Source organism: Stenotrophomonas sp. Sm6012, from assembly GCF_030985895.1.
In the GTDB taxonomy this organism is placed as follows: domain Bacteria; phylum Pseudomonadota; class Gammaproteobacteria; order Xanthomonadales; family Xanthomonadaceae; genus Stenotrophomonas; species Stenotrophomonas forensis.
Genome location: NZ_JAPTFX010000035.1, coordinates 1 through 24,462, shown reverse-complemented (window position 1 = coordinate 24,462; position 24,462 = coordinate 1). Strand labels below are relative to the sequence as shown.

General features: G+C 66.2%; 25 protein-coding genes and 1 tRNA gene. 18 read left to right on the top strand and 8 right to left on the bottom strand.

Features of this window, described 5'->3' with window-relative positions:
* Positions 1–152 precede the first annotated feature (152 nt).
* From O0J73_RS08825 to O0J73_RS08805, 5 genes are all read left to right on the top strand, one after another.
* A complete protein-coding gene (locus O0J73_RS08825; protein ID WP_308308511.1) occupies positions 153–677 on the top strand; it encodes a hypothetical protein in 525 nt (174 codons plus the stop codon).
* Between the two features lie 100 nt (positions 678–777).
* On the top strand, positions 778–1,047 hold the full coding sequence (locus O0J73_RS08820) for a hypothetical protein (RefSeq protein ID WP_049458653.1): 270 nt from the start codon (positions 778–780) through the stop codon (positions 1,045–1,047).
* 139 nt (positions 1,048–1,186) lie between these two features.
* On the top strand, positions 1,187–1,435 hold the full coding sequence (locus O0J73_RS08815) for a hypothetical protein (RefSeq protein ID WP_049458780.1): 249 nt from the start codon (positions 1,187–1,189) through the stop codon (positions 1,433–1,435).
* 89 nt (positions 1,436–1,524) lie between these two features.
* On the top strand, positions 1,525–3,228 hold the full coding sequence (locus O0J73_RS08810) for an ATP-binding protein (RefSeq protein WP_197563662.1): 1,704 nt from the start codon (positions 1,525–1,527) through the stop codon (positions 3,226–3,228).
* 92 nt (positions 3,229–3,320) lie between these two features.
* The gene (locus O0J73_RS08805; protein ID WP_006452195.1) at positions 3,321–3,479 is read left to right on the top strand and encodes a hypothetical protein; all 159 of its coding nucleotides are present in this window, start codon (positions 3,321–3,323) and stop codon (positions 3,477–3,479) included.
* A 45-nt stretch (positions 3,480–3,524) separates the two neighbouring features.
* Here the strand turns inward: O0J73_RS08805 and O0J73_RS08800 are convergent, their stop codons facing one another.
* Positions 3,525–5,057 carry an FAD-dependent monooxygenase gene (locus tag O0J73_RS08800; protein ID WP_308308510.1) on the bottom strand — a complete coding sequence of 511 codons (1,533 nt, stop codon included), beginning with the start codon at positions 5,055–5,057 and terminating at the stop codon, positions 3,525–3,527.
* An 83-nt stretch (positions 5,058–5,140) separates the two neighbouring features.
* On the opposite strand from O0J73_RS08800, the gene O0J73_RS08795 reads away from it, so the two are divergent.
* Positions 5,141–5,785 (top strand): TetR/AcrR family transcriptional regulator, encoded by a 645-nt coding sequence (locus O0J73_RS08795; protein ID WP_308308509.1) that lies wholly within the window; start codon positions 5,141–5,143, stop codon positions 5,783–5,785.
* Positions 5,786–5,859: 74 nt separating this feature from the next.
* The gene (locus O0J73_RS08790) at positions 5,860–8,001 is read left to right on the top strand and encodes a TonB-dependent receptor (protein WP_308308508.1); all 2,142 of its coding nucleotides are present in this window, start codon (positions 5,860–5,862) and stop codon (positions 7,999–8,001) included.
* Between the two features lie 54 nt (positions 8,002–8,055).
* Here the strand turns inward: O0J73_RS08790 and O0J73_RS08785 are convergent, their stop codons facing one another.
* On the bottom strand, positions 8,056–8,337 hold the full coding sequence (locus tag O0J73_RS08785) for a hypothetical protein (protein WP_049458663.1): 282 nt from the start codon (positions 8,335–8,337) through the stop codon (positions 8,056–8,058).
* Between the two features lie 194 nt (positions 8,338–8,531).
* Here O0J73_RS08785 and O0J73_RS08780 point away from each other — a divergent pair, with 194 nt between their 5' ends.
* The 7 genes from O0J73_RS08780 (at position 8,532) to O0J73_RS08750 (ending at position 15,467) form a co-directional block, all read left to right on the top strand.
* On the top strand, positions 8,532–9,206 hold the full coding sequence (locus O0J73_RS08780) for a response regulator transcription factor (protein ID WP_197563670.1): 675 nt from the start codon (positions 8,532–8,534) through the stop codon (positions 9,204–9,206).
* Entirely contained in the window at positions 9,206–10,555 is a 1,350-nt protein-coding gene (locus tag O0J73_RS08775; protein ID WP_197563672.1) for a HAMP domain-containing sensor histidine kinase, read from the top strand. The genes O0J73_RS08780 and O0J73_RS08775 overlap by 1 nt, the downstream gene beginning before the upstream one ends.
* Before the next feature lie 313 nt (positions 10,556–10,868).
* Positions 10,869–11,297: a hypothetical protein gene (locus O0J73_RS08770; RefSeq protein ID WP_308308507.1), complete on the top strand. Its 429-nt coding sequence runs from the start codon at positions 10,869–10,871 to the stop codon at positions 11,295–11,297.
* A 126-nt stretch (positions 11,298–11,423) separates the two neighbouring features.
* Positions 11,424–12,614 (top strand): efflux RND transporter periplasmic adaptor subunit, encoded by a 1,191-nt coding sequence (locus O0J73_RS08765; RefSeq protein WP_308308506.1) that lies wholly within the window; start codon positions 11,424–11,426, stop codon positions 12,612–12,614.
* The gene (locus O0J73_RS08760; protein WP_308308505.1) at positions 12,611–14,581 is read left to right on the top strand and encodes a MacB family efflux pump subunit; all 1,971 of its coding nucleotides are present in this window, start codon (positions 12,611–12,613) and stop codon (positions 14,579–14,581) included. Before O0J73_RS08765 ends, O0J73_RS08760 begins: the two co-directional genes overlap by 4 nt.
* Before the next feature lie 91 nt (positions 14,582–14,672).
* Positions 14,673–15,059, top strand: a complete 387-nt coding sequence (locus tag O0J73_RS08755; RefSeq protein WP_308308504.1) for a hypothetical protein — start codon at positions 14,673–14,675, stop codon at positions 15,057–15,059.
* A 30-nt stretch (positions 15,060–15,089) separates the two neighbouring features.
* Complete coding sequence (locus tag O0J73_RS08750; RefSeq protein WP_308308503.1) at positions 15,090–15,467, top strand: EF-hand domain-containing protein; 378 nt, start codon at positions 15,090–15,092, stop codon at positions 15,465–15,467.
* Positions 15,468–15,624: 157 nt separating this feature from the next.
* Here O0J73_RS08750 and O0J73_RS08745 read toward each other — a convergent pair whose 3' ends face one another.
* Together O0J73_RS08745 and O0J73_RS08740 are read right to left on the bottom strand one after the other, a co-directional pair.
* On the bottom strand, positions 15,625–16,080 hold the full coding sequence (locus tag O0J73_RS08745; RefSeq protein ID WP_006452250.1) for a hypothetical protein: 456 nt from the start codon (positions 16,078–16,080) through the stop codon (positions 15,625–15,627).
* Between the two features lie 102 nt (positions 16,081–16,182).
* Complete coding sequence (locus tag O0J73_RS08740; protein ID WP_308308502.1) at positions 16,183–16,590, bottom strand: hypothetical protein; 408 nt, start codon at positions 16,588–16,590, stop codon at positions 16,183–16,185.
* A 634-nt stretch (positions 16,591–17,224) separates the two neighbouring features.
* Between O0J73_RS08740 and O0J73_RS08735 the strand changes: the two genes are divergently transcribed.
* A complete protein-coding gene (locus O0J73_RS08735; protein WP_308308501.1) occupies positions 17,225–17,674 on the top strand; it encodes a DUF3592 domain-containing protein in 450 nt (149 codons plus the stop codon).
* 49 nt (positions 17,675–17,723) lie between these two features.
* Here O0J73_RS08735 and O0J73_RS08730 read toward each other — a convergent pair whose 3' ends face one another.
* Positions 17,724–18,071, bottom strand: coding sequence for a helix-turn-helix domain-containing protein (locus O0J73_RS08730; protein ID WP_308308500.1), 348 nt, complete (start codon positions 18,069–18,071; stop codon positions 17,724–17,726).
* 102 nt (positions 18,072–18,173) lie between these two features.
* Here O0J73_RS08730 and O0J73_RS08725 point away from each other — a divergent pair, with 102 nt between their 5' ends.
* Both O0J73_RS08725 and O0J73_RS08720 read left to right on the top strand, forming a co-directional pair.
* Positions 18,174–19,163, top strand: coding sequence for an MDR family oxidoreductase (locus tag O0J73_RS08725; RefSeq protein WP_308308499.1), 990 nt, complete (start codon positions 18,174–18,176; stop codon positions 19,161–19,163).
* 120 nt (positions 19,164–19,283) lie between these two features.
* Complete coding sequence (locus O0J73_RS08720; RefSeq protein ID WP_308308520.1) at positions 19,284–22,037, top strand: UvrD-helicase domain-containing protein; 2,754 nt, start codon at positions 19,284–19,286, stop codon at positions 22,035–22,037.
* Positions 22,038–22,098: 61 nt separating this feature from the next.
* Here the strand turns inward: O0J73_RS08720 and O0J73_RS08715 are convergent, their stop codons facing one another.
* The 3 genes from O0J73_RS08715 to O0J73_RS08705 all read right to left on the bottom strand — a co-directional run bounded on the left by O0J73_RS08715 (position 22,099) and on the right by O0J73_RS08705 (position 23,944).
* Entirely contained in the window at positions 22,099–22,581 is a 483-nt protein-coding gene (locus tag O0J73_RS08715; protein ID WP_308308498.1) for a hypothetical protein, read from the bottom strand.
* 176 nt (positions 22,582–22,757) lie between these two features.
* Positions 22,758–22,847: transfer RNA gene (locus O0J73_RS08710), tRNA-Ser, on the bottom strand.
* A gap of 104 nt (positions 22,848–22,951) precedes the next feature.
* Entirely contained in the window at positions 22,952–23,944 is a 993-nt protein-coding gene (locus O0J73_RS08705) for a LysR family transcriptional regulator (protein ID WP_005410175.1), read from the bottom strand.
* A gap of 127 nt (positions 23,945–24,071) precedes the next feature.
* Here O0J73_RS08705 and O0J73_RS08700 point away from each other — a divergent pair.
* On the top strand, positions 24,072–24,462 hold a 391-nt coding region (locus tag O0J73_RS08700), incomplete at its 3' end, for an NAD(P)H-dependent oxidoreductase (protein ID WP_308308497.1).

Here is a 24,462-nt window from a genome sequence, read left to right as displayed (position 1 = left end):
GCACGGGATGCAATCCGGCGGAAGCCGGCCGACGCGTAGGAAAATTGCGAATTCCACCGTCAGGTAGTTGCCCGCCCATGCGGAGTCACCGATAGTTCTGTGCGATTGAACACGTCAGGTGACGCAGCGCAGCTGCACGCAGAGGGAATTGCATGGATCGCACCACCATCACGGAAGGCCCGAGCCTTCTGACCCGGAACAGCACCCGGATCACAGGATCGCTCGCGCTCGCGCTGGCGCTCATCCTCCAACTGCTGGCTGTGGCGCCCGCGCAGTCGGCCGGGCGTGATATCCGTTATGTGGACACGGCCAGCGCGTTGGTTCGCCTGCAACCGGAAGGCACCGTCAGTGAAACGGTCAGCCGCGGTACGGCCGTCATCGTCAACCGGATCGATCGCGGGTGGGCAAACATCGATACGGACCGTCATTCAGGGCACTGGATCTCTGCCAGTCTGCTGTGCAGTGGCGCAGGCTGCTGGAATCGATCAGCCCCGTCCGTCGGCAACGCGCACGCGCTGCCAGCCGCTGCCGGAGCGCGCCTTGCGCCCGCCAGGGCGGCGCCCCGCGCATCCTCGTCCAGTGCGTACAGCTGCCCCTGCTCGGCACGCTACAACTGTACTGGCCCTCGCGGGGGGCAGTACTGCATCACCTCGGGGGGCAACAAGCGCTATCGATGAACAGGGGGCACGTCCGAGCCCTCGCCATGAACACATTGCGTGGATATCGTTTTCGACAGAGTGTGGACAACGCCCTGTTGTCTCCCGCACCGGAACGGCCATGCTCCCCCACTCCCGCCCCACCCGCCACGATGCCATCGCCCTGCAGGCGGGCGTGCTCGGCAGCGTGCTGGCGCTGGGGTTGTTCAAGGCCATCGCCCTGTCGGCGCTGGCGAGCGGCTCGCTGCTGGTGATCGGCATTTGGCTGCTGGCCTGCACTCTGCTGGCGGCGTGGGCCCTGGCGGCGTGCCTGGCCTGCCTGGCACTGAGCCGGCGCGTATTCGTGCTGATGCTGGTGCTGTGCAGCCTGCTGCTGATCTGCGTCGCCTGATGCGGCGCACCGACCATCGCGGCGACCAGGGAGAGGCGCCGCAACAGCCGCGTCCGCTTGACCCGCTGCATGCACACAGCTGACTACGCCGTCACTGCCTTTGGGCAACGATGCGCCATGCGCCCCTGCCGAGATGTCCATGCCCGACTCGATCCACCCCGTCATCCGCGCCTTCGAGGCAGTGTTCAACCTGTCCGGTGGCGTCGAGCGCATTACTGCGCTGACCATCACCTGCCGGCACTGCGCCGAAACCACTTCGGCCAGCGAACACAGCCTGCTGCAGCTGCCGGGGGGCGCCCTGTTCCGCTGCGAACGCTGCGGTTGCCACCAGCAGGTCAGCCATGCACGGGTGGCCGATTGGCAGCTCCCCACGCTGCTGGGTGTATGAGCATGTGATGTGCCGATGCCGCGCGTGCCTGTGCAGGACGCGCTGACATGCACTCGGCTATGCTGCCGCACCTTTCCGCGTCGACGGCCATGCATCCTTTTCCCCTCTCCGTGTCCGCACCCGACCAGCTGGCCTACCGGCTGCTGCAGGACAGCGATTGGGCCCGTTCCGCCGCCGCCGCGAGTGCGCCTCCCGAACTGCGCACCCTGCTGGCGATGATCCTCGACTCTCCCGAGCCGCTGTGGATCGCGTGGGGCCATGAAGAAAAAGCGTTCTTCTTCAACGACGCCTATCTGCCGATGCTGGGTGACAAGCTGCACGGCGCGATGGGCAACCGCCTGCAGACCGTCTGGGCAGACGTCTGGCAGGACGTGTCGCAGGCCATTGATGATGCGTTTGCCGGCACCCATCGCAGCTTCAACAACCTGCCACTGATGATGGACCGCGACGGTACGCTGCGGGAAACGTTCTGGACGTTCTCCTATTCACCGCTGCGCATGGGCAGCGGCGCGGTGGTCGGCATCTTCTGCGTGGTCAGTGAACAGACCGAGCGGGTGATCGAGCGCGACATGCACAGCCGCCAGGTTGCCGCCATCACCGAACAGGCACGCGAGGCGCACCTGGAGCTGGTACGCGCACGCGAGCAACTGCGGCAGTCGCAGAAGCTGGAGGCCATCGGCCAGCTCACCGGCGGCGTCGCCCACGATTTCAACAACCTGCTGCAGGTCATCACCGGCTCGGTGGACATGCTGCTGCATACCTGGCCTGGCGACGATCCGCGCCTGCGTTACGTCCAGGCCATCGGCAGCGCCTCGGACCGGGCAACCCGGCTCACCGCGCAGCTGCTGGCATTCTCGCGCCGCCAGAGCCTGTCACCGGAAGTCTTCGATCTCTGCGAGAGCGTGCAGGCTCTGTCGGACATCATCAGCACCGTGCTCGGTGCGCGCATCACGATGTCGGCGAACCTGCCCGGCACACCGCTGCCGGTACTGCTGGACCGCACGCAGCTGGACACCGCCCTGATCAACATCGCGGTCAATGCACGCGATGCGATCGACGGCCAGGGCAGCGTGATGATCGATGTTGAACAGGTCACCGCGGTGCCATCGATCCGCTTCGCCGCGCCGATGAAGGGCGCGTTCGCCGCCATCAGCGTGACCGACAGCGGTGCAGGCATCGATCCGGCGATCGTCGATCGCATTTTCGAACCGTTCTTCACCACCAAGGGCGTGGGCGCCGGCACCGGCCTCGGGCTCAGCCAGGTGTTCGGCTTCGTAAAGCAGTCGGAAGGCGAGGTGGATGTGAAAAGCGAGGCGGGTGTCGGCACGCGCTTCACGCTCTACCTTCCGTTGGCACAGGAGGGCGCCAGCATCGTCCGTGCGCAGCCGCAGCCGGGCCTGGTCCACGGTCACGGACTGTGCGTGCTTGTGGTGGAAGACAACGTCGATGTGGCCGAGTTCGCGGTGGGTGCACTGCGCGAGCTTGACTACAACGTGGTGCTGGCACGCAACGCGGACGAAGCGCTGGCGGCGCTGGAACAGGACGCTGCGCGCTTCCACGTGATGTTCAGCGACGTGGTCATGCCCGGCACCAACGGGCTGGACCTGGCGCGTAACGTCCGCAGCCAGTTTCCGGATCTGCCGATCATCCTGACCAGCGGCTACAGCGAACTGCTGGCACGCGACCCGGGGCATGGCTTCACCCTGCTGCGCAAGCCCTATTCGCTCAAGCAGCTGGCCGCGGTGATGACCGAGACGGGGCGACAACGTTCGCCAGTGCCGGTACGGGTGTAGCGGTTTCTGCGCCGAGCCACCGCCGACTATCGCGCACTTGTTACACCATAACAAGTGCGCTTGGGTAGATTGCGCGCTATGACGACAACGCGATGCACCCGGCCTGTCAGGAATCACCGCACCTCAAGGACCTGCCGCCCGACGTCGCCGCTCGCGAAAGCCGCTGCAACAAGGGCATGGAGGTCTGGTCGAGCGAGCGCAAGGGCAGCGACAAGCCGCTGGACCTGAGCGGCAAGAAAAAGGAACTCTGAACACCGTCGGCGCAGCCCTCGCCGGCTGCGCCGCAACCGCACTGATCAGGCCGGCACCCGCGCACCGAACCCGCGCTGCACTGCCTCGGCCAGCCCGGTCGCATCGCCGCCGGCATCGCAGGCCCAGGCCACGATGCCATCGGGCCGGACCAGCACTGCGCCCAGACCCAGTGTGTCGTGCACCGGCGAAGCGATGCAGCTTAGGCGATGCCAATCGCGGTCAATGGCCTCGCACAGCGCCGAATCGGTGTCGAACACCAGCAGCACGCCGCCACCGGCGCGCAGCTGCTCGCCCATGCGACGGCCATCGTCCCACTGGAAGTCAGGCGCACTGCGGCCAACCAGCGGATGCCCTTCGCCCAGATCCAGCCGCTGCCCGATGCCCCAGACCCGCTCGGCCAGATAGGTCGCGCCATCGCGGGTGTCGGCCAGATCGGCGATGACGGCCGCCAGCGCACGTGAACCGGCGCCCGGCCGCATCAGCGCGACCTGCGCACGCGACCAGCCCAGCACCTTCGCGCCGATCGGATGCCGCTCGGCCTGATAGCTGTCCAGCAAGGCCTCTCCGGCATCGCCACGGACCACGGCCGCCAGCTTCCAGCCCAGGTTCATTGCATCGCCGATGCCCAGGTTCAACCCCTGCCCACCCAACGGTGAATGCATGTGTGCGGCATCACCGGCCAGCAGCACGCGACCGTTGCGGTAGGCGCTGGCCTGGCGCGCGGCGTCGGTCCAGGTGGTGGCCAGGTGCAGCGCGGTGATCGTTGCATTGCGACCGGACACGCGCCGCAGCAGCGCTTGCGCCGACGGCAGGTCAAGCGGCGTGCGATGGCCAGCGCCGCCGTCGAAATCAGCCAGCGCCAGCACGCCGGGCGGGTTGAAATTGCACATGCCGTGCGCGGTGTACTGGCGGCCCGGCGTGAGCACCGAAGGATCTTCCAGTTCGACGAGCAGGGAGTGGCCGGTGAACTCCGGATCGGTTCCTTCGAAGCTGAAACCCGATTGCTTGCGCACCGTGCTGCGGGCGCCATCGCAGCCGACCAGCCAACGGCCGTGGACGGTGCCGTGTGCGGTCGTCTGCACAGCGACCTGATCCTCCACCACCTGCACCGCCTGTACCACGCAGCCGCGATCAATGTGCACGCCCAGCCCGACTGCGCGCTCGGTCAATACCGCTTCCAGCGCCTGCAGCTCGATCGCCATCTGCGTGCCGACCGGCGTGGGCAGCCGCCAGTTCCAGCGCCCGCTGTCCACGTTGTCCAGCGCGAACGGAATGCCGGCGAAGTGGCCGCCCAACGGCCGTGGCTGCGCCAGCCAGTGCGCCGTGCCGGGCGGGGGCGCGCCCTTGCCTGGCTTCAGCACCTGGGTCGCGGCAACCGCATCCAGCAGGCCGCGGCGATCCAACGCCTCCAGGGTGGGGGCGTTCAAGCCGCGCAGGCCAAATGGCAGGCGCTTCAAGGGGGTTTCGGCGGACTCGGCCTGTTCCAGCACCCGTACCGAACAGCCCGCCTGGGCCAGTTCGCAGGACAGGAACAGGCCAACCGGGCCCGCACCGGCGATGACGACGTCGTACAGCATTGGGACTTCCTCGTGAGCACCGGGCCGGCGCTCTGGCCATCAGAATGTTACACTCGGTGTACGTTTCTACAAGTGAACCTCCGATGACCCCACCCCCGGGCCGCCGCGAGCAGCGCAAGGCCGAGACCCGACAAGCGATTTCAGACGTCGCCACCGAGCTGATCATCCGGCGCGGCTTCGAGGCGGTGTCGATGTCCGAGATCGCCGAGGCCGCCGGGGTCTCGCGCAAGACGGTCTTCAACTACTTCGCCAGCAAGGAAGACCTGGTCTTCGACCGCGACGAGGAAGCGCGCGCATTGCTGCGCGAGGGCATGCTGGCCCGCAACGACATGGCCCCGCTGAGCGCCTTCCAGTCGCTGGTACGGCAACTGCTGGACAGCGGTCATCCGCTGCTGCGGATCAACGCCGGCGCAGCGGCGTTCTGGGCGACCGTGGCCGCCAGTCCCGTGCTTGTCGCGCACGCGCGCAGGCTGCAGGCGCAACTGAGCGACGACCTGGCGCAGCTGATGGCCGATGCTGCCGGCCGGCCCGCCAGCGATGCCGAGGCGAGGCTGGGCGCGGGCATGTTGATGGCGTCGATGGTGGCGGCCTACGAAAAGGGCCTGGCCAGCCAGCGGCGCGGTGAAGACCCACGCGAGGCCATGCTGCAGCTGATCGTGCGTGGTGCCACCGGGGTGCTGGTGGCCCTGGCAGGCACGCCATATACAGACCCGGCGCTGCGTCCATAGCGCATTCGGGGGATAGGTCACGAAGTATTGCAAATGCTACTCTTTCTCATTTGTAGCCACCCCACTTCGCCCTCATGCCCCTTTCCACTCCTCTGTCGCGCACCCTGTGCCTTGCGCTGGGCCTTTCCCTGACCTTCCCCGCGCTGGCCGACGAGACCCCGGTAGACGCACCCAGGGACCTGGACAGGGTCGAAGTCCGCGGCCGTGCGCAGACCCTCTACCGCGCCACCGATGCGGCCGTTGGTACTCGTACCGACACCCCGCTGGAACTCGTCCCGCAGTCGATCCAGGTGATCCCGCGCGAGCTGATCGACGACCAGGCCGCGCGCCAGGTGACCGACCTGTACCGCAGCATCAGTGGCATCAGCTTCTTCAGCTATGCCGGCGTGACCCTGCGCGGCTTCCGCCAGGAAAACGTGCTGTACGACGGCCTGCGTGGCGATCCCTATGCAGGTTTCTCGGTACCGCAGCTGTTCAACATCGAGCGCGTGGAGGTATTGAAGGGCCCTGCCGGTGCGCTGTACGGCGGCGGCGATGCCGGCGGCGTCATCAACTATGTGACGCGCAAGCCGAAGGCCCGTGCCGAGCGCCGCATCGAGCTGCAGGTGGGCGACAAGGATTTCCGTGCGGGCTCGATCGAAGGCACCGGACCGTTGAATGCCACCGGCAGCGTTCGCTATCGCGCAGGCCTGTATGCCGACAGCGAACAAGGCGTGCGCTGGAACGCCGACAGCGAAAGCGTGATCGGCGATGCGTCGCTGGCCTTCGATGTCGGCCAGACCGGCGAACTGGTGCTGCAGTTCACCGACATCACCCAGAATCTGGGCGGCAACCGCCTGCGCGGTGTACCGGTGAACGATGCCGGGACCTTCCTGACCGACCGCCGCTGGAACCACAACGAGGCCAGCGACTTCCTCGACATGCGCGCCAAGGTGGCGTTGGTGCAGTACCGTTTCGCGCCGCGCGACACTCTTGACGTGGACGTTGCCGCACGCTGGTTCAGCAACAACGAGCACCAGATGTACCACGAGCCGATGGGGCTGATCGACCGTGACCGCGATGGCGTGGCCGAGTGGATGACGCGCCAGCTGCGCAACCAGATCCGCGACAACGAGGCGTTCACCGCCAGCGCGAATGCGGTCTGGCGGATCAACACCGGACGCATTGAACACAAGGTGTTGTTCGGCGCCGATGTGTACCAGCTCGACGCCGACTTCACCGCGCAGACCGCCAACAGCGCCGACCTGGCACGCGGCGCCGGCCCGGTGCGCGGCATCGATCTGTTCAACCCGGCCTATGGCGCCAGCACCTGGCATGACTACAACCTGGCCACCCTGCCCTGGCGCAGCACCTCCACGCGCAGCAAGCGCTACGGCGGCTATCTGCAGGATGAGCTGGCCCTGGGCCCGCGCTGGCACGTGCTGGCCGGGCTGCGCTGGGATGGCTTCAGGGATGAGGACCGACTGGGTGGCGGCGGCGTGGAAGGCAACGACCTCAGCTGGCGGCTGGGCAGCACCTTCAGCGTGCGCGAGGGGCTGAACGTGTACGCCAACGTGGCCAGTGGCTTCGTGCCGCAGAGCGCGGCCAACCAGAACCCGGCCGCAGGCGGCCCGTTCGACGCCGAGCGCAGCAGGCAGTGGGAGGTGGGCCTGAAATCCCTGCTGGCCAACCGCGTGACCTTGAACATGGCGGCCTACCGCATCGACCGCAGCAACATCGTGCAGGCCACCGGCGAGGTGATCGGCGGGGTGAACCAGCTTGCGGCGCTGGGCCTGGTGCGCAGCACCGGCATGGAACTGGACCTGCTGGCCGACATCACCGAGCGCTGGGTACTGAATCTGACCTATGCCTACAACGACGCGCGGGTGAAGGATGCCGGTCCAGGCGGCATTACCAATGCCTCGGGCGACCGCTTCGCCAACGCTCCACGCAACAAAGTAGGGCTGTGGACGCGCTATGACCTGCCCTCGATCAACTCAGCGATCGGCTTCGGCGTGGATCATGTCGGAGAACGTGTCAGCCTCGACGGACAGACGGTGAAGGCCTACACCGTGTTCGATGTGAGCTGGAAGACCACGTGGAAGCAGTGGCAGTTCCAGGCCAACGTCAAGAACCTGTTCGACAAGGTGTACGCCGCCAGCGGCTTCATCGAGCGCAACGGGCACTTCCCGGGTGAACCGCGGCGGGTGTATGTGCAGGCGGCCTACAGCTTCTGAGGCCGTGCTGCAGGGAGCAGCGGGGGAAGTGGCAACCCACCTCCCCTGCCAGCGTCAGTGCGAGCAGGACACCAGCATCGAGCGGGTGACCATCTGGGTGGAAGTGAAACCGTTCTTGTTGCCCACCGCGATGGCGTTTCCTTCATCGCCATCCTTGCTGAAGACCACATAGCCCCCCGGGCACATCTGCCCGGCCTTCTCGTAGCAGCCACTCCAGGAACTGGAGCCGCTGCAGTCGATGGACACGCCACGGCGACCATCGGGGGTGACGGTCATCCTGGCGGTGGTACAGCCGGCCAGCGCGGCAACGAACAACAGCGGAACGAACAACTTCATGGGCACTCCAGGGTTGGGGATCAGCAGACGGGCGCCAAGGCTGGAGTGCCCGGATTGCGCCAACCTTGCGCCAGATGGCCGCACCGCTGCGGGGTTCACCCTGCGTTGGCACGCCATGTTCACGCAATGTTCCTGTAATACGGTGCCGGCGCCTGCCGAAGTCCCCCGCGCCCCTTCCCGTCCGATTCCCGCCGATGCACATCCTGCTGATCGAAGACGAAGCCGAACTGGCTGCCACCCTGAAGTCCGCCCTGCAGCGCGAGCGCTACGTGGTGGACCTGGCCAACACGCTGGCACTGGCCCGCGAAGCGGCGCTTTCCGGGTCGCACGATCTGGTACTGCTGGATCGCACCCTGCCCGATGGCGACGGGCTGGGCCTGATTCCGGTGCTGCGCGGGCACAACCCCGGGGTACCGATCATCGTGCTCAGCGCGCTGGGACAGTTGCCGGACCGCATCGCCGGCCTGGATGAGGGAGCCGATGACTATCTGGCCAAGCCCTTCGCGCTGGAGGAACTGTTCGCGCGGATCCGGGCAGCCGGGCGCCGGCCGGGCGGCATGCAGGTAGACCCGGTGAGCATCGGCCGGCTGCTGTTCGACCCCGCCTCGGGCGAGGCCACGGTAGGTGGGCAGCGACTGGAGCTTCCGCGCCGCGAGATCCGGGTGCTGGCCGCCCTCGCCCGCCGGCTGGGCCGCACCGTGCTGCGCGAGTCCATCGAAATGGCGGTGTACGGCTTCGACGACGGCATCCATTCCAACACGCTCGACTCGCATGTCTCACGCCTGCGGCGCAAGCTGGCCGACGCCGATGCCGGGGTGGAAATCCATGCCATCCGCGGTGTCGGCTATCTGATGCGGGAAACGAAGTAATGGCGCGACGCACCTCCCTGAAGCGCCCGCTGATCGTCAAAACGCTGATCTACCAGCTGCTTGCGTTGCTGGTGGCGTTCTTTGCGTTGCTGATGGTACTGGTGCGTGCCGACAGCGGCGGCTACTACACCATCCAGACCTTTGCCCCGGTGGCCGCAGAGGCCGTTCACCGCGACAGCACAGGCGAACTGTATGTGGAGCACACGCCTGAGCTGTCCGAGCTGCTGAAGATCGTCCCCGGTGCGTGGTTCATCGCCGAGGATGAACATGGCCACCATGTGACCTTCGGCCATGTTCCACCTGCCTACGCATCGCTGGTGGGCGCCCTCGACGGCATTCCCTATGGCGACCTCCGCGGCCGCGACCGCAGCGATGGCCTTGCGGTGGCGATACGCCAGCACAGTGGCCCGGCCGGCAAGCTGACCATCATGGCCCATGGCGAAACCGATTCGCTGACCTGGCAGATGGCGCTGGCCGCACACATCATCACCCTGCCGATCTTCCTGCTGCTGGGCGTGGTTACCCTCATCCTGACCCCGATCATCGTCCGTCGCGCCCTGGCCGGTGTGGAACGCATCGCACAGGAGGCCCGCAACATCTCCGCCAGCCGTCGCGGCATCCGCCTGACCGAGACCGCCGTACCAGTGGAGATTGCTCCACTGGTGACGGCGGTGAACGAAGCGCTGGACCGCCTGGACGAGGGACACGAGCGGCAGCGTCGCTTCATCGCCGCCGCCGCCCATGAGCTGCGTACGCCGATCGCGATCCTGCGGGTCAAGATCGATGCGACCGACGACGCCACGTCCCGCAGCCTGGCCGTGGAAGTCGCGCGGCTGGCGACGCTGGCCGAGCAACTGCTGGACCTGCACCGCATGGAAGAAGATGGACCGAAGGACTCGCTCAACCTGGCCCGCGTGGCCAAGCGGGTCGTGGCCGATCTGGCGCCGCTGTTGATCCAGTCCGACAAGACGGTCGCCGTCGCGGTGGAACCGAACTTCCCGGTGCTGGGCGAGGCCGGCGCGGTAGAGCGCGTGCTTTCCAATCTGGTATTGAATGCGGCCGAGCATGGCGGGCGCCATATCATCGTGCGCGTGCAGGGCAGCTGCCTGGAAGTGGAGGACGACGGCCCCGGCATTCCGGTCGACCAGCGCGAGCGCGTGTTCGAGCCCTTCCAGCGCCTGCGCCCACGGCAGACGGGCGCCGGGCTGGGATTGAATCTGGTGCGGCAGGTGATCGACCGGCATGGCGGCCGCGTCACGATTCTGGATGCACCCAGCGGCGGCGCATTGATCCGGGTCGAGTTCCCGCTGCATCCGGGCGTCAGCAGCGAGCCGCCACCGGAGCGCTGAGCGCACCCCGCCTGTGGGTCTGACTGCCCGCTGTCCACGCGTGGCGACCAGGGCCGATGCGCAAGGTTGCGGCAATGTCCGCCGCACAGCATCTGCAGGCGTGGCATTGCTCATGATGCCGCGTCCGGGTCTGACAGGAAGCCTGCATGTGACACAGGGAGCGCATCCCCCTTCGTCTACCACGCGTACTCCGCCCCCCGGCTGTACGTCCAGTCTGACCGCGGCAGCGTGGAATCATCGCGCGCGAACGTGGCGCAAGCGTGGAGGGAAGCACTGGACGCACTGGCTGCGGATACCTGCCGAACCGGAGCGGGTGGACGCCCTGATACGCCTGGCCGGCGCACTTTTCCTGCTGTTGCCGGGCATGGCACTGGTGGCTGCAACATTCCGCCAGGCGCTGGGAACAGCCGCCGCCATCGTACTGTTCGTCACCCCGCATGCGGGGCTGCATATGCTGGCGGTGTGGCGCGAGGCAGCATCCCGACCTGTTCCCTCGATCCCCCGGGCGCTGGACGCGCGTGCCGCCGGCATGATGCTGGCCGTTACCTTGCCGGTCTTCGCGATCAGTGCCACAGGTCCGAGGCCGCTCATCACGTCAGCCTGGCTTCTGGCCGGCGCGATGTGCCAGCTCTGCAGCCTGCGCCGCGTGTCGCAACGCCTGCGCCACGTCCTGCTGGCGCTCGGCAGCGTGCTGCAGTTCATCGCGGTAACCCTGCTCGCACTCGGCACGGTGCACGGATAGGCCAGCACCACCGCAAGGTTCACGCAATCCAGCGCATCGAGACTCGACGACCATCCACGCCCGCCGGCGTGCATCCCATCTGTCGCGAGGACCCAAGATGCCCTGTATTTTCTGGATGCTGAGCCGATGAGCGCCGTACCGCGCAAGCGTCGCCGCGTGCTCATCATTGCCGCCGTACTGCTCTGCACCGCGCTGCTCCTGTTTGCCTGGCTGCGGCCCGCACCGCCGCCGCACCTGGAGGTGGCGCCGGTCACCCGTGGCAACATCGAACAGGTGGTGGAAGCCACCGGCACGCTGAAGCCCTCGCGGCTGGTGAGCGTGGGCGCGCAGGTCTCCGGCCGCATCGAAACCCTGCATGTAGAGCTGGGCGACAAGGTAAAGGCCGGTGACCTCATCGCCGAAATCGACTCGCGCACCCAGCGCAATGCGCTGCAGAGCGCGCAGGCCGCCCAGCGCAGCGCCCGCGCGAACCGCGATGCCCTCGCCACCGATCTGCGCCAGTACCAGCTGACGCTTCAACGCCAGCAGGCACTGGTGTCAAGGCAACTGGTCGCACGCGCCGACTACGATGCGGCCAAGGCCAAGGTCGATGCCACGCGGGAGCAGATCGCCGCACTCGATGGCGAGGTGGTGCAGCGGCAGACCGATGTGGATGTGGCACAGACCAACCTGGGCTACACCCGCATCACCGCGCCCACCGATGGCACCGTGCTGGCCGTGGTCGCGCGCCAGGGCCAGACCGTCAATGCGGTACAGAGCGCACCGACCATCGTGATGCTCGGCAACCAGGACGTGATGACCGTCTACGCCGAGATCTCCGAAGCCGACGTGGTGCACACCGCGCTGGGACAGGAGGCATTCTTCACCATCCTGGGCGACAACGGCCGACGCTACAGCAGCACGCTGCGCGACATCGCGCCGGCACCGGAGTCGATCACCAACGAAGACACCTCCGGCTTCAGTCCGGCAGGGGCTTCGGCGGGCGCCAGCCGCACCGCCATGTACTACAACGGCCAGTTCGACGTGGACAACGCCGACGGCCGCCTGCGCAGCTACATGACCGCGCAGGTGCGCATCGTACTGGGGCGTGCCAAGGGCGTGCTGACCATTCCCTCGGCCGCGCTGGGGGCGCGCGCCACCGATGGCAGTTACAACGTGCAGGTACGCGGCGCGGATGGCCACCCTGCCCCGCGGCGCATCACCACCGGGCTGGACGACCAGATCAACGTGGAAGTGCGCAGTGGCCTGCAGGAAGGCGAGCAGGTGGTCCTGGCCCAGGCCGGCGATGCCGCCGCCACACCCGCCGCACAGCCATGACGGACGCAGAGAACGACGCACCGCTGCTGCGCGTGCGCGGCATCCGCCGTGAATTCGCCGCTGGCGAACAGACCCTGGTCGTGCTCGATGGCATTGATCTGGATATCCGTGCCGGTGAACTGGTGGCCATCGTCGGCCAGTCCGGCTCGGGCAAGTCCACCCTGATGAACATCCTGGGCTGCCTGGACCGGCCCTCGGCCGGCGCGTATCAGATTGCCGGTCGCGAGACCGCGCAGATGTCGCCGGACGAACTGGCCGAACTGCGTCGCGAGCACTTCGGCTTCATCTTCCAGCGCTACCACCTGCTGACCGACCTGACCGCGCTGGGCAATGTGGAAGTGCCGGCCATCTATGCCGGCCAACCCAGCGCCGACCGCCATGCCCGCGCGCAGGCGCTGTTGCAGCGGCTGGGCCTGGGCGAACGCATGCAGCACCTGCCCGGCGAGCTGTCCGGCGGGCAGCAGCAGCGCGTATCGATCGCGCGCGCATTGATGAACGGCGGCGCGGTGATCTTCGCCGATGAGCCCACCGGCGCACTGGACACCCAGTCCGGCAAGGAGGTGATGAAGATCCTCGGCGAACTGCATGCCGAAGGCCACACCGTGGTGCTGGTCACCCATGACATGGCGGTGGCCGAGCATGCGCAACGCATCATCGAGATCCGCGACGGGCGCATCGTCGATGATCACCCTACCGCTGCCGCGACAGCGGCGGCCTCGAGCAACCCAGCCACCCTGCAGGTGCGCGGCCAAGGCAGCGGCTGGCAAGCCCTGCGCGACCGCTTCAGCGAAGCCTTCCGCATGGCCCTACGCGCGATGAACGCGCACCGCATGCGTACCTTCCTGACCATGCTCGGCATCATCATCGGTATTGCCTCGGTGGTGTCGGTGGTCGCCCTGGGCACTGGCGCACGCCAGGCCATCCTGTCCAACATCGCCTCGTTGGGCACCACCACCATCGAGGTCTACCCGGGCTCCGGCTTCGGCGATGTGCACGCCGCACAGGTGGAAACCCTGACACCCGGCGACAGCACGGCACTGGCCGCGCAACCGTTCGTGGACAGCGCCACGCCCGGCGTCGCCAGCAGTGGCACCGCCCAGCGCGGCAACCGCTCGGCCAACGTGCAGATGCAGGGCGTGAGTGAGCAGTATTTCCGCGTGCACGGCCTGAAGCTCGGGCAGGGCCGCTTCTTTGCCCAGCCCGCCATCGCCGGCTACCAGCAGGTGGTGGTGATCGACGCCAATACGCGGGCGCGGTTCTTCGCCGCGCAGGAAGACCCGATCGGCCAGACCCTGCTGCTGGGCAACGTTCCGGTGCGGGTGGTGGGCGTGGTGAAGAAGGAGGCCGGCGCCGTCGGCGATGCCTCGCTGCTGCAGGTCTGGGTGCCCTACACCACCGCCATGGCGCGCATGCTGGGGCAGAGCCATGTGTCCAGCATTACCGTGCGCGTGTCCGACACCGTCGGCATGCAGGCGGCGGAGGCCGCCATCGGCCGGCTGCTGGAGCGCCGGCATGGGCGGCGCGACTTCTACATGAGCAACAATGCGCAGATCCGCACGTCGATCGAGCAGACCACCCGCATCCTCACGCTGATGATCAGCTCCATTGCCGCCATCGCGTTGGTAGTTGGCGGCATCGGGGTGATGAACATCATGCTGGTGTCGGTGACCGAACGCACCCGCGAGATCGGCGTGCGCATGGCGGTGGGCGCGCGCCGCAGCGATATCCTGCAGCAGTTCCTGATCGAGTCGGTACTGGTCTGCCTGCTCGGTGGCGTGCTGGGTATCAGCGTGGCGCTGGCGCTGGGGGCCGTGCTGGCACTGGCCGACATCGGCTTCTCGCTGGTGTTCTCGAGCGCCTCGATCCTGGCCGCGTTTGCCTGCAGCAGCCTGATCGGCATTGGTTTCGGCTTCCTGCCGGCCCGCCGCGCGGCGCAGCTGGACCCGGTGGAGGCGCTGGTGCGCTGAACAACGCGCATTCCACAGGAACGACTACAGGTTCGCGCAATGTCCGCGCGCTGTACTGATACGACCGACACAGCCGCACAGGAGCGGAACGATGTTTCAGAATACAGGGCGTACGGCGTTGCTGCTGGGGGCCGCACTGCAGCTGCTGGTGCTGATTCCATACGCGGGCGACGCCCATGCACAGGACCGCGATGGCTATCGCTCCGGCTGGGACCGGGGCTATCACGACCGCCAGCGCGACGAATGGGAGCGCCGCGAGCGCGAACGGGAGCGCGAACGGCGCGATGACGACAAGGCCAAGCGCGTGGTGGTGGGCGTTGTGGGCGCAGCGGTAGTTGCCGGCGTAATCGCTGCTGCTGCCAAGCGCGAGCGCGAGACCCGCGAACGTGCCGACTACTGCATGAACCGCTACGGCAACTACGACCGCCGCAACGACACCTACCGTGGCTCGGATGGCTACAGCTATCCCTGCCGCTGACCTGCCCTGCATTCCGAAGGAACCGACCGCATGAACAAGACGCTACTCTTCATCACCCTGTGTGCCGCACCGCTGATCGGCCACGCCGCCAGTGGCGACCCGAAGCAGGCCTATATCGATTCCAGCTTCGCCGTCATGGACAGCAACGGCGATGGGCGCATCGACAAGGCCGAGTACGCGAAGTACCAACAGGCACGCTTCGGCAAGCAGGCCGACTCCATCGACGCCGCGTTCAAGGAAATGGATGCCGACAAAGACGGGAAGATCAGCAGGAAGGAAGCCGCCGTGGTGCCGGAAATCGAAAAGTATTTCGCGGGGCTGGATACTGATGGCGATGGTTATCTGTCGCTGAAGGAAATGCAGCAGGCCATGGTGGCCGCGCAGACGGCAGACGCCCCGGCGAAGTAACGCCTCGGTACGGGGTCAGCGCCTGATCGTGCGGCATTGGCGGATGCCAGGTCGCATCGCTCTGGTAGGTGCCCACCGTGGTGGGCACGGCTCCGTCACCACGCGCGAGCGCCAGAGCGCCCACCAAAGTGGGCATCCAGCGGGTAGCGCGCGGCAGTCAGCGCACCTTGTACAGCACCGCCGCACCCGGCCGCGGCTCGAACGCCGGCACCGTCTGCTGGGTAAGCGCGGTGCCCTTGGCATCCCACACCAGCGTCTCCACCGGGTACTCATCCTTGCGGGTCATCTGGTCGATCTTCGCCACGACCACCGTCGCAGCGGCCGGCACTTCCGGATTCCAGCCGAACACACCCACACGGCCGTAGAACACCGCGGGCGCAGAAGCATCCAGCCGGCGGTCCGGGCACATCACCAGCCCACGGTCGAGCATGACGCGCAGTGCACCGACCGGCACCTTCTTCACTGTCGGCGTGGTGCGCTCGCTGCTGTGGCCAGGACAGACATTGGCCGCGCGGGTGACCATGTCTTCGGCTACCTGGCGGTCGGATTGGGCAAAGGCCGCGGCCGGAATCAGGCAGAGGCCGAGCAGTACACGCGTGGACGTCCGGGTCATTGCAGGTTCCTGTGATGGATGCCAAGCGAACTTAGCAATGCCTGCCCGCCGAGTTGCAAAGACCGCGTGAGGCTGCAGCAAAGCCCCGCGCAGCCTGCGCCATCACGGAACCAGGCAGCGCTCCACCTGCAGCGACAGCACCTGGCAGGCGTTGAACAGGCCTTCGACCAGCGCTGCGGACGGGCAGCAGGCGGGATCATCACTCTCCCGCGCCACATGCGCGGCGTGCAGCATGGCGGTCAGCGCGGTGATGCCCGAGGCACTGCGGGTGGCCAGGGCCAGATCGAAGGCGCGGCCAGGGCTGAGCCGGGTTTCGGTCCAGGGCTGGCCATCGGCTCGCAGATTCTCACCGTGGCCTTTCAAGTGCGCGAAGAACGCCGACGGCGCGACAGACTCCGCGGATTCGCAGAGTGCCGCTTCAAGCGTTTCGGCCAGGGCGGCGGGAAGATCACGCGCGGCGGCGCCGAGCAGCTGGCGCAGGCGGGGAACGTCGGGAGTACGGTCAGGCATGGCGACAACCTCACGGTGTGGCCACCTGCAGATGCAAGGTGGCGGACGGTGCGGGTTGGCGTGCCGGATACGTAGTACGAAAGCCGGCGGGTCCTAGAACCCCCACGCACCGTCCGCCATGAACTGGCAGAGGGTGCATTGTCGTGACCGCAACATTAGATGCAAGCACGACGCCGTGTACTACGTAAGTTCGGGACGCCAATCCCGGCCAGGGCGAGTGCCTTGGCGCGGCGATGATTGGCGCACTCCCGCGTCGATGAAAAGTAGGAAAACTCCGCGCTGACACGTGCCTACGCTGGTTGCGTCACAGGATGGCGAATCGCCCACCGACTGACGCGCTTCGCCGACGCCTCGTGCACGTCAGCGCGAGCTATCCAACGATCACACCGAGCCGAATGCGACACACTGGCTATGGCGATCGCGCAGAAAGTCGCAATACGCCCGCCCTGCAACTTCAGCTTCAACACGGCCGCCCGTGCCGGATACACGCCGTAAACGCTTTCACGCAAGGGCTTCGGGGCACATTCGAGCGCGCAAATGGATCACAACGGAATGTGCGATCAACCCCATTTCGATGCGAATGCTGCGACACGATGTTTATAGTCGCGAACTTCAAATGGAGCAGGAGCTCATCATGGAATTCACTTCCTGGCGCAATATTCTTGTTGCCGCTGGCGTGGCCGTCGCACTTTCGGTGACCGCCTACAACGACCATCACCGCCACGCCCTCACTGACGGCATTGAAGGACGCGATGCGGTAGGCCTCGTCACCGAGGTGCATTGGGACGAAAAGAGAGGAAGAAAAAGCAACTTTGTTCTGAACGTCGAGTTCGAAACCGAAGACGGGCAATCACGCGTGGAGAAGATCGCGGTCTCCAACGATCTTGGCAATCAGATGCGCGCGACCGACGAAGCAGAAGAAATTGATATCCGCTACAACGCCGAAGATCCCTCGGTGGCCGTGGCCGTCGGCGAAGCTGACAATTCCCTGCTGATGCTGTGGCTGGCCATCGCGTCGGGGGTGGTCACCCTGGCCCTGCTGGCGGCCCGCCTCATCCAGGGCCGGAAAGCACAACCCGCCTGATCCCTGGCGCCGCGTGCAGTAGAGGGGTGCAGCCAACACCCCTCACGTTTCAGTTGTCATTCTGGCTGCTCTGGTAGCCGCGGTAGGTTTCGCCCCATTCGCGCATGGCCAGCAGCACCGGCACCAGCGTGCGCCCGAATTCGGAAAGTTCGTATTCCACCTTGGGCGGCACTTCGGCATAGACGTGGCGGATCACCACCCCATCGGCCTCCAGTTCGCGCAACTGGCTGGTCAGCATGGATTGCGTGGCGTTGGGTACCCGCCGCGTCAATTCCATGAAACGCCGCTTGCCAGTCATCAAGTGGAAAAGAATGATCGGCTTCCACACGCCGCCCATCACCGACAGCGTGACTTCCACGGCGCACCCGCTCTTGTTGTCCCAACGCCTGCTACGCATACCTACTCCGGAAAACCATAGTACCTACGAAAAACCATCGTTCTTGTTGCAATAGCGGTGCGAGCCTAGCATGGAGCCATCCCCTGAACGCGAGGCCCCACCATGAGTTTCAAGGCGCTGCTGACCCGCAAGACCGACGATGGAGTTTCCACCGAACTTGTCGATTTCGATGAAGCCAACCTGATGGATGGCGACGTCCTGGTGCAGGTTGAATACTCGACGCTCAATTACAAGGACGCGCTGGCGCTGACCCATTCGCGCCCGGTCATGCGCACGTATCCGCTCATTCCCGGCATCGACCTGGCGGGCGTGGTGCTGGAATCCAGCAATGCCGGTTTCAAAACCGGTGATCGCGTGGTGCTCAATGGCTGGGATCTGAGCATGGGCCACCACGGCGGCCTCGCCCAGCGCGCCCGCGTGCGGGGTGAGTGGCTGAACGCGATTCCCGGCAACCTGACCACCCGCGATGCCATGGCCATCGGCACTGCCGGCTATACCGCCATGCTGTGCGTACTGGCGCTGGAAGACGCGGGCGTAGCTCCGGAAAAGGGCGATGTGCTGGTAACTGGCGCCAATGGCGGCGTGGGCTCGATTGCCGTGGCCATTCTTTCCAGGCTGGGCTACCGCGTGGTGGCCGCCACCGGCCGTCCGGAACATGCCGAGTACCTGCACAGCCTCGGTGCGGCGGAGATCATCGACCGCGCGCAGTTCTCCGAACCGCGCGACCGGCCGGTCAGCAAGGAACGCTGGGCGGGCGTGGTGGACGTTGCCGGTGGACCGACGCTGGTCAACGCGATTGCAGAGACCAAGTACCGTGGCGCCGTGGCCGCCTGCGGGCTGGCGCAGAGCGATGAACTGCATGGCTCGGTGCTGCCCTTCATCCTGCGCAACGTCACCCTTGCCGGCGTGGACTCGGTGAATGCCCCGCAGGACGTGCGCCAGCGCGCATGGGACCGCCTCGCCATCGACCTGGACCCGCAGAAGCTGGAAAGCACGGTGCAGCAGATCGGGCTTGCCGAGGTGCTGGACGTGTACGAGAAGATCATTCCGGGCAAGGTGCGCGGGCGGATTGTCGTTGATGTGAACGCGTGACAGACCATCAGCCAGCGCGACAGATGCGCGAGCGCCACATGCGGCACCAAGGCCCCTTATCATGGGGCTGTAAGGGCGCTATACGCCCGGTGAAGCATGCAAGGCAGTATCTGGATGTCTATGGAATGGTGCCCCTCGGGCTGGGGCCAGCGTGTGACCCGCTCGCCACTGTGGCGGCTGCGGCTTGATGGCGAACACCTCGAGCTGACCCTTGGCGGCCAGCAATACCGCCAGCACGTGGATGGCGATCATCACGTGCAGGTTGTCCCGGGGCTGTTCTGGGCCCGGGTTGCTCTGCAGACTGAAGGTGGGCCTGTGTCCGTGGGCGGGCTGCCCAATCGGCAAGCAGCCCAACTTGCAGCGGCTGTGCAGGGCGTGTTGTCCGCGCGCAGCACGCGCGGGCGCAGGGGCCTGTTCGAGGACGTGCTGGCGCAGATCCAGGCGTGGCTGAGCGCGGCGGACGCACTGACCGATCGCGGTCACGCCAGCCGCCGCTGGATCACCCACGAACAACAACAAGCGCTGCTGGCCGACCGCCCCGCCCTGCCACTCTCCCCGGATGAGCTGGAGCGCCTGTTCCTCGATGCCAGCGTGCATGACGACCTGCGCTCCACCCACCATCTGGCCGCGCTGGAAGCGCTGAACGACTGGCATCTGGATTGGCCCGCCGTATGGGCCGAAGCGAACGACGCCATGGCCACGCGTGAGCTGGTCCTGGCCAAGGACTTCCTGGACCGGGTCGAGAGCAGACCGCTGACCGAGGAACAGGCCCGCGCGGTCATCTGCTTCGACAACCGCGTGCAGGTCGTGGCCGCGGCCGGCTCTGGCAAGACCTCCACGATGGTCGCCAAGGCGGCTTATGCCATCGATCGCGGCTTTGTCGAACCAGAGCGGATCGTCATGCTCGCCTTCAACAAAGATGCGGCCAAGGAACTGGAAGCGCGCGCGCAGCGCTCCTTTGATCGGCTCGGCATGGGTGACACCGTGGTCGAGGCGCGGACCTTCCATGCGTTGGGCCTGGCCATCATCGGCAAGGCCACCGGGCGCAAGCCCGACATTCCCGAATGGGCCATCGATGCCACGCAGGGCTTCAACAAGCTGGCCGAGCTGGTGGATGACCTGAAGGATCGCTCGATCCACTTCCGCACCCAGTGGGACATGTTCCGGCTGGTGTTCGGCCGCGACCTTCCACCGTTCGGCGCCGAGATGATGGCCGATGGCTACGACCGCGACGGCACGCCGTATATCCGCACTCTGCAGGGCGAGCGGGTGAAGAGCCTGGAAGAGTGCGTCATTGCCGATTGGCTGTTCTACAACGGCGTTGCGTACGACTACGAGCGCCGCTACGAATTTGATACCGCCACCGACACCCATCACCAGTATCGACCAAACTTCTATTACCCGGACGCGGCGCTGTATCACGAGCACTTTGCGCTCGATGCCAATGGCCAGCCGCCAAAGCATTTCGCCCACTATGCGGAGAGCATGCACTGGAAGCGGCAACAGCATGTGGCGCGCGGCACTGCGCTGGTCGAGACCACCTCGTTTGGTCTTCGCAGCGGGCACGCCTTGCATGATCTGGCAGAGACGCTTGGCGCATCCGACATCGAGCTCGATCCGAACCCGGACCGCGAGCTGCCCGATGTGGGTGCCAAGCCGATGCCGGATGCGGACCTGATCGGCTTGATGCGCACCTTCATTGCCCATGCCAAGAGCAACTGCCTGACGCTGGACGATATGGCTGCGCGCTTGCGGCAGATGCCCGAAGACCAATTCAAGGAACGCTATCGCCGCTTCCTGGAAATCGCCGGCCCCGTATTCCAGGCCTGGGACAACGCGTTGGCCGACGAGCGCGGCATCGACTTCGAAGACATGCTCAACATGGCCGCCGGGCTCCTGGAGCAGGGACATTATGCGTCGCCCTACGACCTGGTACTGGCCGACGAATTCCAGGATGCCTCGCGCGCCCGCGCCCGTCTCTGCCGTGCACTAGTCAGCCAGCCCGGCCGCCACCTGTTTGCGGTGGGCGATGACTGGCAGTCGATCAATCGCTTTGCCGGCGCCGACGTTTCGGTGATGACCGGATTCCACGAATGGATGGGACATGGCCAGGTGCTGAAACTGGAGCAGACTTTCCGCTGCCCGCAGGCACTGTGCGATGTGTCCAGCCGCTTCATCAGCCGCAATCCGGCGCAGATTGGCAAGGCGGTCCGTTCGGCTACGCCAGCGATGGGCCCGGTGCTGCAGGCCTTCCAGATGACCCGGCGTGAGGAGGTGCAGGACGGTGTGCGCCAGTACCTCACCAGGCTGCATCAGCAACTGTTGTCCGGTGTGGTGCCGCGGGGACGCAACGGACGCATAACGGTCTTCGTCCTCGGGCGCTATCAGGCCGATCGCAGTGCGGTGCCTGCGGAGTGGAGAACGTCGTTTGGCAGCACGATGGAGGTCGAGTTCCTGACCGCACATCGATCGAAGGGGCGCGAAGCAGACTACGTGATTCTGCCGGGCATGGTGAACCGTAGCTTCCCGAGCCTGCGCTCGGATGACCCGGTGCTGTCGCTGGCGATGCCGGAGGGCGATACCTACCCGCTGAGCGAAGAACGGCGGCTGTTCTATGTGGCGCTGACGCGTGCGCGGCGCTCGGTAGTGATGTTCACCCTGCAGGGCAAGCACTCGCCGTTCCTGGATGAGCTGGTCAAGGACGGGGCTGTGGAAGTGACCGGGATTTCAGGCGCGGCCATCAACGAGGAACGATGCCCGGTGTGCAAGGTGGGGGTGTTTGTGGAGCGGAATGGACCCCATGGGCCATTCCGGTCGTGCTCCAGTTACCCGTTGTGCCATAACAAGCCCAACGCGGGGTATCGTCGCGGCTGATGAAGCTGCCGGCGCCGTAACAGGCAGGACGCCGCCGTGCTCGGCGGCGTCCTGCGCGGGCTTACTGGCAGATGTACTCCTGCGCCGACTCGATGAAGTCGACGTCGAGCTCCTCGTACTGGATTTCGACGGTTTCCATGCGGGCGGAGGTGACCACGGCACGCGCGCCGACATTGCACGCGGCCGGCAGCCCACCGGCGTAGACCTGCCCGTTGATCGCATACGCCAGGCCATAGCAGGCCGAACCGAGCTGGAACGGGTTGTGCCCGCAAGCATTCACCTGCTCATTGGCCAGTCCACTGGAGGCGGTGTAGTTGGCCGTCCAGCCGCTGGGTGCATCATTGGCACAGCCGCCCGGATAGCCCTGGATCGGTGCAGCGCCAGCGTTGCAGGTATGTTCGGCGAAGCTGCCGAAGAAACTGTACTTGAGGTATGCAGTGCGGCCGCTGTCGACCCATTGCGCCGCGGCGGCGTTCTGGGCGAAGGCAGAGAGGCCAAGCAGGCACAACGCAGCTGCGGTGAGAGGTTTAAATCCCTTCAACATGACTATCGTCCTCGGAATTGGCGAAGTGCACGCATCATGCGTGCCGGCCGAGTCTAGCCAGCCCCTGCGCCGGCGAATATGACAGGCTCGGCAGTCTGCGGCACTGTGGCCTTTATCGTGGCCGATGCAGACAGCAACAAAAAAAGCCCCTGTTTCAAGGGGCTTTTTGAGAGTTCTGGCGGAGAGAGTGGGATTCGAACCCACGGAAGGTTTAACCCTTCGCCGGTTTTCAAGACCGGTGCCTTAAACCGCTCGGCCATCTCTCCGTATCGGCCCGGCCTGCTGGCCGGGCGCGTATTCTCGCACGGCCGGGCGATTTGCCCAAGACCGGCGTGGCGCCGGGCGTCACCCAGCGCTCCCAGGGCAGGCCTCAGCCCGCGTCCACCGCCAGCGCACCCAGTGCACTGGCCTTGATCCGCTCCTTGGCCTTTTCACAGGCACCACCGCAATCCAGGCGCGAGGCCTCCAGCTGCGGCGGCAGGTGCTCGGCGAGGAAGTCGATGAACACCCGCACCGCCGGCAGCAGGCCGCGGCGCGAGGCGAACACGGCGTGGCACACGCCCTGCGGCAGCGACCAGTCCGGAAGCACCACCTCCAGCTCGCCATTGCGCACCGCATCGGCGCACACGGTTTCCGGCAGCATGGTGATGCCGAAGCCGTCCTTCACCATGCTCTGCAGCAGCGGGAAGTCGAAGCCAGCCACGCGCGGCTGCAGGTCGACCCGGCGCACTTCGCCTTCCGGGCCATGCAGCTCCCAGCGCTGGCGCGCTTCGTCTTCGCTGATGCTGAGGGTGACGTGCTGGGTCAGCTCTTCCGGGTCCTTCGGGCGGCCGGCACGGTCCAGGTACTTCGGGCTGGCCACCAGCAGTTCCTGCACCTGGCCGAAGCTGCGCATCACCAGGCTGCCGTCGTCATCCAGGCGCGAACGCACGCGCAGGGCCACGTCGTAGCCTTCATTGATGATGTCCACACGGCGGTTGCTGATGTTCAGCTGCAGGCGCACCTTCGGGTACTGCTCCAGGAACTTGGGCAGCAGCTTGGGCAGCTGCATCTGCGCCAGCGACACCGGCACGCTGGCGCGCACCACGCCGCGCGGTTCCGCGCTGAGGCGGTCCACCACTTCGCGCGCGGCCTGGGCCTCGGCCAGCATGGTCTGCGCGTGGCGGTGTACGCTGGTACCGACGTCCGTGACGGCGAAACGGCGCGTGGAGCGCTGCAGCAGGCGCACGCCCAGGTCGGTTTCCAGCTGGCTGATGCGGCGGCTCAGGCGCGACTTGGGGATGCCCAAGGCGCGCTCGGCGGCGGCGAATCCGCCGTGGTCGACCACCATCGCGAAGTAGTACAGATCATTCAGGTCATGCATGCCCGAGTTCCATATCTAGAACAATACGTGGCATTCAACCACCTTTATCCCGTCTTTGCAACAACCTATCGTTCTCTCCGTCGGCGGGGCCACCCCGCCCCTTCCTCCCAGAACATAGGTGACTGCCATGAAGCTTCTGCATCTCGACGCCAGCGTGCTTGGCGACAACTCCGTGTCCCGCCAGCTGTCGGCCGCCGTGGTCGCCCGCTTCACCGGCCAGATCGATGGCCTGCAGGTCGATTATCGCGATCTTGACGCCAATCCGGTACCGCATCTGCGCAGCAGTTCGCTGGCCAAGACCGATGCTGCCGAGGCGACCGATGCTGAACAGGTGATGCAGCAGTTCCTGGACGCCGACATCGTGGTGATCGGCGCGCCGATGTACAACTTCAGCATTCCGTCCACGCTGAAGGCCTGGATCGACCGCGTGGCCGTGGCCGGCCGCACCTTCAAGTACACCGAGAACGGCCCGGTGGGCCTGGCCGGTGGCAAGCGGGTGATCATCGCCAGCAGCCGCG